This window comes from Arthrobacter sp. efr-133-R2A-63 (assembly GCF_030209795.1).
GTDB lineage: Bacteria > Actinomycetota > Actinomycetes > Actinomycetales > Micrococcaceae > Arthrobacter > Arthrobacter bambusae_A.
Map to the genome: position 1 here is coordinate 70388 of NZ_JARVRG010000019.1, position 14196 is coordinate 84583.

14 protein-coding genes are annotated in these 14196 nt (G+C 64.2%); 4 read left to right on the plus strand and 10 right to left on the minus strand.

Annotated features, from left to right (window positions below; translation table 11 throughout):
* Positions 1-99 precede the first annotated feature (99 nt).
* Complete coding sequence (locus tag QRN45_RS10210) at positions 100-588, plus strand: hypothetical protein (RefSeq protein ID WP_264637173.1); 489 nt, start codon at positions 100-102, stop codon at positions 586-588.
* A gap of 48 nt (positions 589-636) precedes the next feature.
* Here the strand turns inward: QRN45_RS10210 and dhaM are convergent, their stop codons facing one another.
* From dhaM to lysS, 10 genes are all read right to left on the minus strand, one after another.
* Positions 637-1332, minus strand: a complete 696-nt coding sequence (gene dhaM, locus QRN45_RS10215) for a dihydroxyacetone kinase phosphoryl donor subunit DhaM (protein WP_284763228.1) — start codon at positions 1330-1332, stop codon at positions 637-639.
* Entirely contained in the window at positions 1329-1979 is a 651-nt protein-coding gene (gene dhaL / locus QRN45_RS10220; protein ID WP_241707164.1) for a dihydroxyacetone kinase subunit DhaL, read from the minus strand. Before dhaL ends, dhaM begins: the two co-directional genes overlap by 4 nt.
* A gap of 2 nt (positions 1980-1981) precedes the next feature.
* Entirely contained in the window at positions 1982-2983 is a 1002-nt protein-coding gene (gene dhaK / locus QRN45_RS10225; RefSeq protein WP_264637172.1) for a dihydroxyacetone kinase subunit DhaK, read from the minus strand.
* Positions 2984-3145: 162 nt separating this feature from the next.
* A complete protein-coding gene (locus QRN45_RS10230) occupies positions 3146-3352 on the minus strand; it encodes a hypothetical protein (protein WP_264637171.1) in 207 nt (68 codons plus the stop codon).
* Between the two features lie 120 nt (positions 3353-3472).
* Complete coding sequence (locus QRN45_RS10235; RefSeq protein WP_241707162.1) at positions 3473-3982, minus strand: amino-acid N-acetyltransferase; 510 nt, start codon at positions 3980-3982, stop codon at positions 3473-3475.
* 28 nt (positions 3983-4010) lie between these two features.
* Positions 4011-6113, minus strand: coding sequence for a S9 family peptidase (locus tag QRN45_RS10240; protein WP_264637170.1), 2103 nt, complete (start codon positions 6111-6113; stop codon positions 4011-4013).
* A 153-nt stretch (positions 6114-6266) separates the two neighbouring features.
* Entirely contained in the window at positions 6267-8759 is a 2493-nt protein-coding gene (locus QRN45_RS10245; protein WP_078106967.1) for an ATP-dependent Clp protease ATP-binding subunit, read from the minus strand.
* A 380-nt stretch (positions 8760-9139) separates the two neighbouring features.
* Complete coding sequence (locus tag QRN45_RS10250) at positions 9140-9466, minus strand: histone-like nucleoid-structuring protein Lsr2 (RefSeq protein WP_078106968.1); 327 nt, start codon at positions 9464-9466, stop codon at positions 9140-9142.
* A gap of 161 nt (positions 9467-9627) precedes the next feature.
* A complete protein-coding gene (locus QRN45_RS10255; RefSeq protein WP_241707160.1) occupies positions 9628-9804 on the minus strand; it encodes a hypothetical protein in 177 nt (58 codons plus the stop codon).
* A 2-nt stretch (positions 9805-9806) separates the two neighbouring features.
* Positions 9807-11336 carry a lysine--tRNA ligase gene (lysS, locus tag QRN45_RS10260; RefSeq protein WP_241707159.1) on the minus strand — a complete coding sequence of 510 codons (1530 nt, stop codon included), beginning with the start codon at positions 11334-11336 and terminating at the stop codon, positions 9807-9809.
* Between the two features lie 77 nt (positions 11337-11413).
* Between lysS and QRN45_RS10265 the strand changes: the two genes are divergently transcribed.
* The 3 genes from QRN45_RS10265 to QRN45_RS10275 are packed head-to-tail and all read left to right on the plus strand — an operon-like array spanning position 11414 to position 14030.
* The gene (locus QRN45_RS10265; RefSeq protein WP_264637169.1) at positions 11414-12301 is read left to right on the plus strand and encodes an alpha/beta fold hydrolase; all 888 of its coding nucleotides are present in this window, start codon (positions 11414-11416) and stop codon (positions 12299-12301) included.
* A 9-nt stretch (positions 12302-12310) separates the two neighbouring features.
* Complete coding sequence (locus QRN45_RS10270) at positions 12311-13165, plus strand: alpha/beta fold hydrolase (RefSeq protein WP_078106970.1); 855 nt, start codon at positions 12311-12313, stop codon at positions 13163-13165.
* 31 nt (positions 13166-13196) lie between these two features.
* The gene (locus QRN45_RS10275) at positions 13197-14030 is read left to right on the plus strand and encodes an alpha/beta fold hydrolase (RefSeq protein WP_241707156.1); all 834 of its coding nucleotides are present in this window, start codon (positions 13197-13199) and stop codon (positions 14028-14030) included.
* Positions 14031-14196: the final 166 nt, after the last annotated feature.

Sequence of the window (14196 nt, forward strand, 5' to 3'; positions counted from 1 at the left end):
GGTCGCGGAGCAGCAACGATCCGTGGGTGTCGGTAACGATGTGCCTGCCAGTTGCAAGCGTGCCGTTCCGGGCCTTGGCTGCGGGATTATCCTCAAAATATGCGCAGGTTGTGGGCCGCCATCGCTTTGACTACGACGGCGGCGCTCTGCTCGGGATGCGAACCTCAAGTCACCGTTTGCCCGGCAATTGCGATGGCACCCGTGGTGTCCCTGACAATCACGGCTGAATACGCGCCAACGGTGAGGACTGTCCATTTGAAGGCATGCCAGGACGGGAAATGCCGCGAAGGCGATGTGGACCTGCGCCCGGGAAGCGTGTCGGTACCGCAATCCTGCAGTCCTGAACCCGAAGGCTCATGCTCTGCCGTCACGTCACCGGATGGCACCCGCTACGGCTTCCTGAACATGGGAACACTGACGTCCTCGCCCATCGATGCCGAAGTGACTGGCACGGACACAACCGGCGGGACCTTGCCGGTCAGGACAATCAACTTCACGCCAAGAACCGCCAAACCCTGGGGCGAGCAGTGCCAGACCACCATCACGGCAAGCCTCCTGCTCGATGCCCACGGCCTGCGGCAGTCCTGAACCCCCATGCGGCGTCAAACCGGTGCGGCGTCAGACCCCGGAGCAGCGTTAGATCTCGCCGAACCCCTGTTCCACCAGCCGCCTGACGTAATCTACGGCTTTCGATGAATCCTTGCCCCAAGCCTCGATCCTGAGCTTGCCGCCCTTGCCCACGGCAAGGCTCATGAGTTCCATGATGGATGTTCCGTCGGCTCCATTGACCGTTGCCTCGACATCCATGCCGGCCAGTCCGCCCGCAATCTTCGCTGCGGGCCTGGCGTGCATTCCCATCGGGTTGATGAGTTCGAACTCGCCGCTCTCCTCCGGTTCGCCCCGTCCTTGCGGTTCAGCGGATCCCCCCATATAAATAGCGGGCTCAGGACCGAATCGAACCGCCTCCGCGGCGGCCTTCACCGCGGCCGCCGACGCGCCACCTTGGGTGGCCACCGCCGCGGCAACCAAGCCTTCCACCAGCGGAGCATCGGCAAGAAGGACTTTGTCCGCCTCGCTGCAGAAATCGGCCGCTGATTCCGCCGTCATGACCGCGGAACCGAGGTCCGTCAGAACCACCACGCCATCCCCGGCAGCCTCCGCAAGTCCTGCCTCGAATGCGGCGATGGCTTTCTCCAGGTCCGTTCCAATCCGGCCGTCGTCCGTGCCGCCAACGGCGTAGAACTTCACGTCGGGGGCCATCTGCGCGGCCAATTCCACCGCACCTTCCGCGATCTTCCGGCTGTGCGAGACCACCACCAAGCCCACCGTCATTCAGCGGGCCCCTCGGGGAATCCTGCGGCGGTAGCGGCGGCGCGCAACAACAGCGCAGAAGACGCTGCCCCGGGATCGCGGTGCCCGGCACTGCGTTCACCGAGGTAGCTTGCGCGCCCCTTGCGCGCTACCAACGGATCAGTCGTGACGGCCCCGACCTCTGCAGCCTCGGCCGCTGCGGCCAGAACGGCCACAGCATCTCCACCGGCCACCAGGACCTCGTCCGCCGCTTCCACAGCCGGAGACCAGGCATCCACCATGGTTTTGTCACCCAGCTCGGCCTTGCCGCGGGCAACAATTCCGTCCCGGGCCGCAGTGAGTGCTCCGGCGAGCGCCGCCGCGTCAAGATCCGCGTTCTCTCCCAGCGCCGTGCCTGCCCGAAGATACGCGGTCCCATACAGCGGTCCCGCGGCCCCGCCCACTTTGGACATCAGGGCCATCGCAGCCAGCTTCAGGGCCGCGCCGGGGGTTTCGGGTGGAGTCTGGGCGAGTTTCTCCATGACGGCCTGGAATCCCCGGTCCATGTTCTCGCCGTGGTCCGAGTCGCCTATCGCGCGGTCCAAGGCAATCAGTTCTTCCCGATGCTCGGCCATGAGCCGTGCAGAGAGCGTCAACCATTGGACCGCCCACTCGACCCCCAGGCCCACCGTCACATCCCCCAACGCAGTGCCGGAGTGTGGACGGGTGCGTCCCACAGGGCAGTGAGCTCGTCATCGAGCCGCAACACCGAGATGGAGCATCCCTGCATCTCCAGCGATGTGACATAGTTGCCCACCAATGAGCGTTCCACCTTGGCTCCTCTTTCGGCGAGGATCTGGGCCGCCCGGCGGTAGACAATATAGAGCTCACTGAGCGGCGTACCACCCATGCCGTTGACGAAGAGCAGCACTTCCTCGCCGGACTTGATCCCGAGGTCCTCAAGGACAGGGTCCAAGAGGCGGCTGGTGATGGCGTCGGCGCCTTCCATGGCGATCCGGTGCCTGCCCGGTTCACCGTGGATGCCAATGCCGATTTCGATTTCGTCCTCAGCGAGCTCGAAGCTGGGTACCCCGGCATGCGGCACGGTGCAGCCCGACAATGCGACGCCCATAGTGCGCACGTTGCGGACCACGCCCTCCGCTACACCCGCGACAGCTTCCAGGGAATCCCCGCGCTCCGCGGCGGCGCCGGCAATCTTTTCGACCAGCACGGTGCCACCCACGCCGCGCCGACCTGCCGTGTACAGGGAGTCCTCGACAGCAACGTCGTCGTTGACGAGCACCGAACGGACGCTGATTCCTTCCGCTTGGGCCATCTCTGCCGCGGTCTCGAAATTCAGCACGTCACCGGTGTAGTTCTTCACGATGTGTATGACGCCGGCGCCGGAATCGACGGCCGCAGTGGCCGGAATAATCTGGTCCGGGGTGGGCGAGGTGAAGACGGCGCCCGGCACGGCGGCGTCGAGCATTCCGTGCCCCACAAAGCCGGCATGGAGCGGCTCATGGCCGCTCCCTCCTCCCGATACAAGCGCCACCTTGCCGGCCACGGGCGCTCCTTTTCGGACGACGAAGACGGGGTCCATATGGACGTCCACGAGGTCGGCATGGGCCATGCCGAATCCCTCGACAGACTCGTCCACCACCGAGCGGGGATCGTTGATGAGCTTTTTCATGGCGCGCTCCTGGGGCGTTGCTGGTAGGTGATTTGACCCTACTACCAGCGCCCCGGGCACGGTAGGGGAATGGGCCTCACGTGGAAAGTCCGGAACGCGGAAACACAAAAGGGACAGCCCCCAATGGCTGTCCCTTCAGAAAAACGTTCCGTATGCGCCTGTTCAGTGCGGCGGGCCGCCCGCCGTCAAACGGCCGACGCTGAAGTCTTGGACTGTTGCGCCCTTGGCCATCGAATCCGGCCACAGATCCGTGCACGCGGACCGCATGCACCCTCCGGTTCCCTGCTTGCGCGACTCCGGCGCAGAGCCGGGACGCGGCATGTCGATCTGGAAACCTGAAAAGTCCGGAAACATAACGTGGTACTTCATTTCTCGCCTCCACAGTATGGTTGGCTCGCCGCAACCGAGCCTCGATTAGTTTATCCATCAAGTTGATATACGTAAAGACCGAGGCTTGGAATATTCAGCAACAGGGAGAAGAAACCCGGGCTAAAGGACCTTGATCATGCGGGTATTGCCCAGCGTATTGGGCTTCACCCGGGCCAGGTCGAGGAACTCCGCCACGCCTTCGTCATGTGATCGCAGCAATTCCGAGTAGACCTGGGGATCGACGGCGGTTTGGTCCGCCATGACTTCGAATCCGTGGCGCTTGAAGAAGTCCACTTCGAACGTCAGGCAGAAGACCCTGGCGACGCCCAACGCGCGGGCGTCCTCCAGGAGCTGCTGGACAAGGACGTGGCCCACGCCCTTGCCCCGCCAATTGTCATCCGCCGCCAGCGTGCGCACCTCGGCCAGGTCCTCCCACATGACGTGCAAGGCACCGCAGCCGATCACCTCGCCGTCGGACGATTCGGCAATCCGGAACTCCTGAAGGCTCTCGTAGTAGGCCACGGTCTCCTTGGCCATCAGGATTCGCTGCTCTGCCAACGGGGCTACAAGCCTCTTGATCGCGGCAACATCGCCGGTGCGGGCAGGGCGGATACTGAAGGCGGAAGTCACAGCCCCAATCTTACGAGGCGAAGCGCGCCTAAATACCCAGGTCCTCCGGAACCGGAACCTCCTGTCCCATGACCTGCCTGGCCAGGAAGTGCTCCACGACGCCGTACCAGACCTTGGCGTGCTGCGGCTGCAGGATCCAATGGTTCTCGTCGGGGAAGTACAGGAAGCGGTGCTGGGTCTCGCCGTTCTCGTCGGCGGGCAGCCCGGAACTGGAAAGAAGTTCGTACCAAAGCCTCAGGCCCTCGCCGATCGGCACCCGGTAGTCCTTGTCACCGTGGATAACCAGCATGGGTGTGGTGATTTTTGCGACGTGGAGATGGGGCGAATTGTCCATTGCCATCTCGGGGGTCATTTCCTTGAGCCAATACTGCGAGGCGTCCGTGGTGGGCCCGAACTGGTCCATGGCCCACAAACTGGCGTGCGTCACGATCGCCTTGAAACGGTCCGTGTGCCCGGCCACCCAGTTGGCCATGTAGCCACCGAATGACCCGCCCATAGCTGCTGTCCGGGACGCGTCAATGTCCGGCCGCTGGACCACTGCGTCGGTGATGGACATGAGGTCCGTGAACGGCGCCTTGCCCCATTGGCCCCAACCGCGCTGGATGAATTGCTGGCCGTAGCCGGTGGATAGTGCAGGGTCCGGCAGCAGCACGGCATACCCCTTCGACACGAGCAGCCACGGATTCCATCGCCAGGTCCAGGCATTCCACGAGCCCAACGGCCCGCCGTGGATCCACAACAACAAGGGCGCCGGATTTGCCTCCGACGCGCCTTCCGGGAGCGCAAGGTACGCCGGCACCCTCGAACCATCGGCCGCACTCGCCTCCACCCGCTCGAGCGAGCCTTTGATCCTGGGGCGCTCAGCCGGGGCGGGGAGCCGCTCCACGTCGCCCGAGGCGAGGTGGATCCGGACGGCTTCAGCCGGGAATTCATACGAGCTGCGCAGTGCATATGCGCTCAGTCCATCCGGGGAAACCACGACGTCGGTGTACGCCGCCGCGTCTTGTGTCACCCGGGTGACCGTACCGTCGGCGACGGCGATCCGGAAGACCGGCGTGGCGCCGTCGTCGTCGGCTGTGACGAGGAGCGAACTCCCGTCCGGAAGCCAGGCCCCCGGGTTGCCCCAGCGGTCCCAAGTGGGCGCGAGGGGCTCGAAGTCAAAGGTCTCGCCGGACCCGACGTTCAAGAGGTGGAGTTTGACCTGGGGTGCCCGCTCCGGGGTGCTGTCGCTTTCGCTGACTACGGAGAGCAATTTGTTGTCGGGGCTGACCGGGCCGGGGAAGTAGCTCATTCCCTCGTGGTCGAGGAGTACCTTGAGCGAGCCGGAAGCGACGTCGACGGCGGCGAGCACAAAGCGCGTGTCGGCCTTGGCGAGCGGCTTGGCCATGCTCGTATAGATCGTCTTGCCGTCCGGACTGACCACCGCGTGGGTGTTGCGGAGACTGGCGCCGACGTCGGGGGTGAGGTTGCGCAGCTTCAGGGGATCGGTCGCGTCCACGGTGGCGGGCTTGCCGGATTCAGCCGCCTCTCCGTTTTCCACGGCAAACAGCCGGGGCTGCGCCGGGCCCAGATCTGCGTCCCAGTAGCGGACCGGGTAGCCCGTGTGCAGGATGGCCGCTACTTTGTTGTCCTTGCGGCTCTTGCGCCGCTCCTCGTCATTTTCCTCGTCCGTGGAACCGGCGAGGACCGAGGCCGTCACGAAGGTGGCATCCGCGGCCGACGCGGTCATGACACCTCCGACCCCTCCGGCGCGGGAGTGCACCACGCGGGCCTCGCCGCCGTCGGCAGGAAGGAGCCACAATGCGCTCACGGGATCTGCTTCGGGGCTGTCGGGATCGGGCCGCGCCGAGGTGAAGTAGAGGTCCCCGTTGGAGGCAAACACCGCGCCGGTCTCTCCCTTGGCGCTGCGTGTGATGCGACGGGCGCGCTTCTTTCCGGAAGGATCAAGCTCCCAGAGGGCAGTGACGTATTCAGTGCCCTTGGCGTTGAGGGTGGAAACCGTAGTGACCAGGCGGCTTCCGTCGGCGCTGAGAGCCAGGCCACCGACCCGGGGGATGGCCAGGTAGTGGTCGAGATCGTGGAAAGGAGTTTCGGGTTGCGTGCTCGGGGTCTCTGAGGCATTCGAATCCATGCTCTGATTCAACACGAGATGTGCCGCAGATCACAGAAGGTTCACTGAGAGTGAAACACTTATTTCAGATATTGCGCACCCGGAACGCAAAACCCCGCCCACTCCTTGTGGGAGCTGGCGGGGCCTTTAGCGGGGACTCGGCCGAACCGGAGCCTAGGCGCTCGGAGCGATTTCCGGAATGCGAGGCTTGGCGTTGCCGGCAAAGGTGAACTTGGCTTCGTCGCCTTCGCCGTCCACGTCGACCACCACGATGTCACCCGGGTGCAGTTCGCCGAAGAGGATCTTCTCGGAGAGCTGGTCCTCGATCTCGCGCTGGATGGTCCGGCGCAGCGGCCGCGCACCCATGGCGGGATCGTAACCCCGGGTCGCAAGGAGAACCTTGGCGGCCGTGGTGAGCTCGATGCCCATGTCCTTGTCCTTGAGGCGGCCCTCGAGACGCGTGACGAACAGGTCCACGATCTCGATGATCTCGTCCTGCGTGAGCTGCGGGAACACTACGACGTCGTCAACGCGGTTGAGGAACTCGGGACGGAAGTGCTGCTTGAGCTCCTCCGTGACCCGTGCCCGCATCCGGTTGTAACCGGTGGTGGTGTCCGTGCCGGACTGGAAGCCCGTCGCCACGCTCTTGGAGATGTCGCGGGTGCCCAGGTTGGTGGTCATGATGATCACCGTGTTCTTGAAGTCCACCACGCGGCCCTGGGAGTCGGTCAGGCGCCCGTCTTCCAGAATCTGCAGCAGCGAGTTGAAGAGATCGGCGTGGGCCTTCTCCACCTCGTCGAACAGGACCACGGAGAACGGACGACGGCGGACCTTCTCGGTCAGCTGCCCGCCCTCTTCGTAGCCGACATAGCCCGGAGGGGCACCGAAGAGACGCGAAACCGTGTGCTTCTCGGAGTACTCGGACATGTCCAGCGTGATGAGGGCATCCTCTTCACCGAACAAAAATTCCGCCAGCGCCTTGGCGAGCTCGGTCTTGCCGACGCCGGTGGGTCCGGCGAAGATGAACGAGCCACCCGGACGCTTGGGGTCCTTGAGGCCTGCACGCGTGCGGCGGATGGCCTGGGAGAGGGCACGGATGGCCTCGTCCTGGCCGACGACGCGCTTGTGCAGCTCGTCTTCCATTTTGAGGAGGCGGCTGGATTCTTCCTCGGTGAGCTTGAAGACCGGGATGCCGGTGGAGTTCGCGAGAACTTCGGCGATCAGCTCCTCGTCTACCTCGGAGATGTCGTCCATGCCGCCGGACTTCCAGTTGCGTTCCTTCTCGGCCCGCTCGGCAATGAGCTTCTGCTCCTTGTCGCGCAGCGACGCGGCGCCTTCGAAGTCCTGGGCGTCGATGGCCGACTCCTTCTCCATCTTCACCTCGGCGATGCGCTCATCCATGGCCTTGAGCTCCGGCGGAGCGGTCATCCGGCGGATGCGCAACCGGGCACCGGCTTCGTCGATCAGGTCGATCGCCTTGTCCGGCAGGAAGCGGTCCGAGATGTAGCGTTCAGCCAATGTTGCGGCAGAGGCAAGGGCGCCGTCGGTGATGGTCACCCGGTGGTGCGCCTCGTAACGGTCGCGCAGGCCCTTGAGGATCTCGATCGCATGCGCGACGGAAGGCTCCTTGACCTGGATCGGCTGGAAGCGGCGCTCCAACGCGGCGTCCTTCTCGATGTGCTTGCGGTACTCGTCCAAAGTGGTGGCACCAATGGTCTGGAGTTCACCACGGGCCAGCATCGGCTTGAGGATGGACGCGGCATCGATCGCACCCTCGGCAGCGCCGGCACCCACGAGCGTGTGGATTTCGTCGATGAAGAGGATGATGTCGCCACGGGTGCGGATTTCCTTGAGGACCTTCTTCAGGCGCTCTTCGAAATCACCACGGTAGCGGGAACCGGCCACCAGGGAACCGAGGTCAAGCGTGTAAAGCTGCTTGTCCTTGATGGTCTCCGGGACGTCCCCGCGGACGATCGCCTGGGCGAGGCCCTCGACGACGGCGGTCTTGCCGACGCCGGGCTCACCGATCAGCACCGGGTTGTTCTTGGTCCGGCGGGAGAGGACCTGCATGACGCGTTCCATCTCCAGCTCGCGGCCGATCACGGGATCGAGCTTGTTCTCCCGCGCGGCCTGGGTCAGGTTGCGGCCGAACTGGTCCAGCACCACCGAACCGGCCGGGGTGCCTTCCTGCTGGCCCGGGCCTGAGCCGGGACCGGCAGTTTCCTTGCCCTGGTAGCCGGAGAGCAGCTGGATGACCTGCTGGCGGACGCGGTTGAGGTCGGCGCCAAGCTTGACGAGGACCTGCGCGGCAACGCCTTCACCCTCACGGATGAGGCCAAGCAGGATGTGCTCGGTACCGATGTAGTTGTGGCCGAGCTGCAGGGCTTCCCGGAGCGAGAGCTCAAGCACCTTCTTGGCGCGCGGGGTGAAGGGGATGTGGCCGGACGGGGCTTGCTGGCCCTGGCCGATGATCTCCTGTACCTGCTCGCGGACGCCATCGAGCGAAATGCTCAGGGACTCAAGCGCCTTGGCGGCAACGCCTTCACCCTCGTGGATCAGACCCAAGAGGATGTGCTCGGTACCGATGTAGTTGTGGTTGAGCATGCGTGCCTCTTCTTGGGCAAGCACAACAACGCGACGGGCACGGTCCGTAAATCTCTCAAACATTTCGCCACACTCCTAGCTACGACGTACTTTGATGCTACGTGCCAATGCTGGAATTTTGGGGCGTGTTCGCCACAGGGGAAACATGGCCACACCGGGAATAAGTTCACCCGACTCGCCCGTGGACCCCAGGGTCACGGCGGAGACCAGATCCGGGGCTTCCACCATGGGGCGGACCTTCTGCCGCCACCCGCGTCTGCTGCACCCGCGCGGGCCGGCCGGCCGCCGTCGTTCTTCTCAGCAAACGTCGCGATTGCCCACCGGGCATTCCCAGTCTGCTCCAAGTCTTCCAGGGAATAGTGGCGCACCACACCGTTAACCGCCTAAACAGGGGGTTAAATGACAATACCCCGGCCCTGGGGCCGGGGTATTGATACTTGGTGTCAGGAATTGGCCTTCTGGTACGCTTCCTGAATTTCGGCCTGAATACGGCCACGGCTGTTTACGGTATAACCGTTCTCGCGCGCCCATTGACGGATCTGTGCGGAGTCCTGGTTTCTCCCAGAGGCAACGCGGCTACGCGTTGCACGGCCGGTCGATGTCTTGCGCGCCTTCGCTACAAATGGCGCAAGAGCGTCGCGGAGCTTCCCAGCGTTGGCACTGGACAGGTCCATTTCGTAACTGACGCCATCAAGGCCAAAGCGGACAGTTTCATCCGCGGAGCCCTCATCCAGGTCGTCAACGAGGATAATTTTGACTTTCTGTGCCATGAAAAGACTCTCTTTTGGAGGGGCCGGATATGCAGAATAGCTAGACTACTAATTAACGATTATCGTCCAGCGGATGGCACCCCGTCAAAGGGACAGTCAAAGACATAGTCAAAGACGCCGGCAAGGAACTATTAAATCCCAGGGGGCGGCCTGAGAAAGAGCTATTTGGCAGGCGTCGGGCCGTCGTCCGCCGGCTTGGCAATTCCGAATCCAGCTTCTTCCTGGGCGCGGGCTTCTGCTTGGCGCTCTGATTTGTCCGCGTTGAAGATAGCCTTCATGGCAAACCAAAAGAGAAGTCCGACGACGACGGACGGTGCAAGAACGGCAATGTATTCCATGGTCAGTGCCCTTCGGGCTTGAGGAGTGGGAACAAGATGGTTTCCCGGATGCCTGCTCCGGTGAACAGCATGACCAAACGGTCGATGCCCAAGCCGATGCCGCCCATGGGCGGAGCACCGTACTCAAGGGCGCGCAGGAAGTCTTCATCCAACTGCATGGCTTCGACATCGCCGGCGGCCGAACGACGCGACTGCTCCGTAAGGCGTTCGCGCTGGATGACCGGGTCGATCAGTTCGGAGAAGGCCGTGCCGCGTTCCATGCCCCCGATGATGAGGTCCCAGGCCTCGATCAGGCGGCCGTCCTCCCGATGCGGGCGGGCAAGCGGCTGCGCGGAGGGCGGGTAGTTATAGACAAAGGTCGGGTTGAGCAGCGTGGGCTCGACGATCTCGCCGAACAATTCGACCACAAGCTTTTCGGCGTCCCACTTGGGATCCACCTTGACCCCGTGCTTCGCGGCAATCGCCTGCAGTTCCGCCACCGTGGTGTCCGGAGTGATCTTCTCGCCGATCGCCTCGGAGAGTCCCGGGTAGACAGCGACCCAAGCCCATTCGCCGTCGAGGTCGATCTCTCCGGCGTCAGTCTGGATGGTGCGCGTGCCCACGACGTCTGCGACGTTCAGGATGATTTCCTTCATGCGCTCGGCCATGACGAACTGGTCCGCCCACGCCTCGTAGCATTCCAAGGTGGTGAATTCGGGGCTGTGCGTGGAGTCGACGCCTTCGTTGCGGAAGACGCGGCCCATGTCGTACACGCGGTCGATTCCGCCCACCACGGCGCGCTTGAGGAAGAGCTCGGTGGCGATACGCAGCGTCATCTTCTGGTCGAAGGCATTCATATGCGTCTCGAACGGGCGGGCCGTGGCACCACCGTGGACGAGCTGCAGGATGGGGGTCTCCACCTCAACATAGCCGCGGCGGTCCAGGGTGTCGCGAACCGAGCGGGTGATCGCGGCGCGGGTGTAGACCATTTCGCGGGCCTCGTCGCGGACCATCAGGTCCACGTAGCGTTGCCTGACGCGGGTTTCCTCGTTCAGTTCGGCGTGCAAGACCGGCAGCGGGCGCAGGGCCTTGGAGGCCATGGACCAGGAATCGGCCATGACGGAGAGCTCGCCACGCCTGGAGGAAATGACTTCGCCCTTGATGAAGACGTGGTCTCCGAGGTCTACCAGCGCCTTCCAGTCCGCGAGGGTTTCCTCGCCGACGTTCGCCAGGCTGAGCATCGCCTGCAGGCGCACGCCCTTTCCGTCCACACCGCCCTCCTGGAGGGTGGCGAAGCAGAGCTTGCCGGTGTTGCGCACGAACACCACGCGGCCGGTGATGCCCACGATGTCGCCGGTGGTCTCGTCAGCCTGCAGATGGGCGTACTTCTCGCGGATCTCGGCGAGGGAATGCGTCCGCTCAACACCCACCGGATAGGCCTCGGTGCCGCGCTCGATCAGCTTGCTGCGCTTTTCCATGCGGATGCGCATCTGTTCGCTGGCGTCTGCGGGCTCGGCGGCGTTGTGCGGGGATGGGGTGTTTGCGGAAGTCACAATCCACAAGTTTACCGGGGATTCCTTAGAGTTCCCTATCTTCCCCTCCCGCCCCCGCGGCAACATAGACTCGGGCTGTGGAGACATGGACAGTTGAAACCGACGACGACGGCGGCCACCTTGAGGTGCACTCCTTCCGGCCGGCGGCCGAGGGGTCGATTCCCGGCGCCTCGAGCGATACGGAGGCGCCCGGCGTCGTGCTTGTTCACGGCACCTTGGTGACCGATTCCCTCTACTGGCCATTCGCCCGGAACCTGAGCGTCCTGCTTGGCCGGCCGGTGCATTCCTACAACCGGCGCGGCCGTGGCCGTTCGGCACCGCAGCCCCCTGACTACTCCGCTGCGACGGAGACCAGCGACCTGATTTCCGTGATGGAAGCCAGCGGATCCACGGATGTTGTCGGGCATAGCTATGGAGGATTCGTCGCGCTCCAGGCAGCCCTGCGGGCGCCCATTTCCCGTCTCGTCACTTACGACGCCGCGGTTTCCCTCTCCGGGAACTTGAACGAGCGCTGGCGGCCGCAACTGGAAGCAGCCGTCACTGCCGGCCAACTCGACCATGGGTGGGCGCATTTGGTCCAGGGGCTGGGTACGGCCGGCCCGATTTCGTATTTGCCGCTCGGGGCGCTGCGGATGATCAGCATCCTCTCCGCCAAGACGAGGCTGGGATCCGAGATGAGGGACCTGCTGCCGACGGCGGTGCTGGAGATGCGGGCGATCATCGACACCGACTCCCATATCCAAGATTATGCGGAGCTGAAAACGCCAACCCTGATGCTCAGTGGTGGGTGGAGCCCGGCATACTTTGCCGAAATCGCCCGGCAGCTCGCAGCTGCCGTTCCGCTAGTGGACTTCGCGGTGGTCCCCTTGCAGTTCCACGAGGGGCCCCTCCGGCCGGGGAAGCAGCTCGCGGTGAGAACTGCCCGCTACCTGGCACAAGGAACGGCGAAGGCTCCTTCACCCTAGGATGAAGCGGTGAGAGAACGTGAGGTCCCTACGCCCGACGGCGGCAAGCTCGCCTTGTACAGCTACGGCGCGGTGGATGCGCCCGGGGAGCGGCGCGTGGTGCTCGTTGGCGGCGCTTTCCTGACCGCGCTCATCTACCGGCCCTTTTCCATGGCGCTGGCCAAGGGACTCGGCGAAGGCTGGGCAGTCGACGTCTACGATCGCAGGGGTCGCGGCAGTTCGACAGAGCTACCGGCGAATTACTCCATGGCCACGGAGATTGCCGACGTCCGCAGCATCATGGACGCCACGGGCGCCAGGAACCTCCTTGGCCACAGCCTCGGCGGCTCGGTGGCACTGAACGCTGTCCAGGAGTTTGCTGGAACAAGCTACGAGCCGGACAAGCTGGCCGTGTACGACGCCGCCGTGAACATCGACGGAAGCATGGACACAGGCTGGCTGGATGGTTTTGCCCGATCCGTCGATAGCGGGAAGGTGGGCCATGCCCTGGCCCGGATGAAGCGGGGCATGCAGCCAGGCACCGCCATGGCGCGGATCCCCGAGCCCATTCTGGCGGGACTCATGGCGCTCGTTTCCCACACGAAGGTCAACAAGGTCCTCAAGGAACTCATGCCAACCGGCGTCGCCGAACTCAAAGCGGCCTACGACGAAGCCGCGCTCCCCCGGGATTTCTCGGTGCTCCCTCGAAACACCCGGTTCATGGTGGGCAGCAAAAGCCCCGAATATTACAAGGTCACCGCCGAACGGCTGTACGCCGCCGTCGCCGGAAGCACGCTGGTGGTGTCGCCAAAAGGCTTCCACGGGTCCATCCCCGCCGCGGTCAAGGAACTCGTGACGGATATTTCCAGCTACTTCAAGGACTGACGGAATCCTGCGGCTCCGTTAGGCTCGAAGCATGACGCGCGAGAACATCACAACGGCCGACGGCGGAACCCTCGAGCTCTTCACGACGGGCGGTGAGCTTGCCGCTGCCGGCTCAGGCGTCGTCGTCGTGCCCGCCTCCATGGTGACCGCCGCAGACTACTCCAAGTTTGCCCAGAAACTCAGTGCAGCCCTTGGCCGCCCGGTCCACACCTTCAACCGCCGCGGACGCGGTGAGTCATCGCCGCAGCCCGAGGACTACACCCTCGACGTCGACATCCGTGATCTGTCCGAGGTCATGAAGCACACGGCCAGCACCGACGTCTTCGGGCACAGCTTCGGAGGCGCAGTGGCCCTGCACGCGGCACGCACGCTTCCGGTGGAACGCCTGGCGGTCTACGACCCCGCCGTGTCCGTCAACCACAGCGTGAAGGCCGAGTGGACGGGCGAATACGAACGCGCGACGGCGGCCGGAGACTTCGACCGCGGGCTCGCCGTGCTCGTGAAGGGGGTCGAGACGGAGGGCGCCTTCGCGCGGATGCCGCTGTCCATGCTGACCCTCGTCACCAAGCTGGCCTCGGGCACTCCCATGGGCAAGCAGATGCGCGAGCTCATGCAGGCCGGCGTGCGCGAGATCAAGGCAGTCATCGCCGCGGACATGCCCGCTGAGCCGTTCCTCGAGCTACCGCTTGAGACGCTCATTGTGGTCGGTGAAAAGAGTCCTGCCTACTTCGGGGTTGCGTGTGGCCAAATCCACGACGTCCTCTCCGGATCGAGCTACACCATCCTGCCCGGCCACGGCCACGACGGAGTGATCCGCGCGCCCGACAAGCTCATCTCCGAGCTCTCCGAATTCTTCGCCGGCTAAGACCCCCGCTCACCTATGGCGCGTTCTGACGGGACGCCGGCTCACATATGGCGGGTCCGGGCCGGACGCGCGCTCACGTCAGGTGGGGTGGGGTGGGGGTCCGGGGCCGGGGGGTGTTGGTGGTGTTTGTTTTTTTAAGTGGGTCAGGCCCCGACAGTGTGTGTCG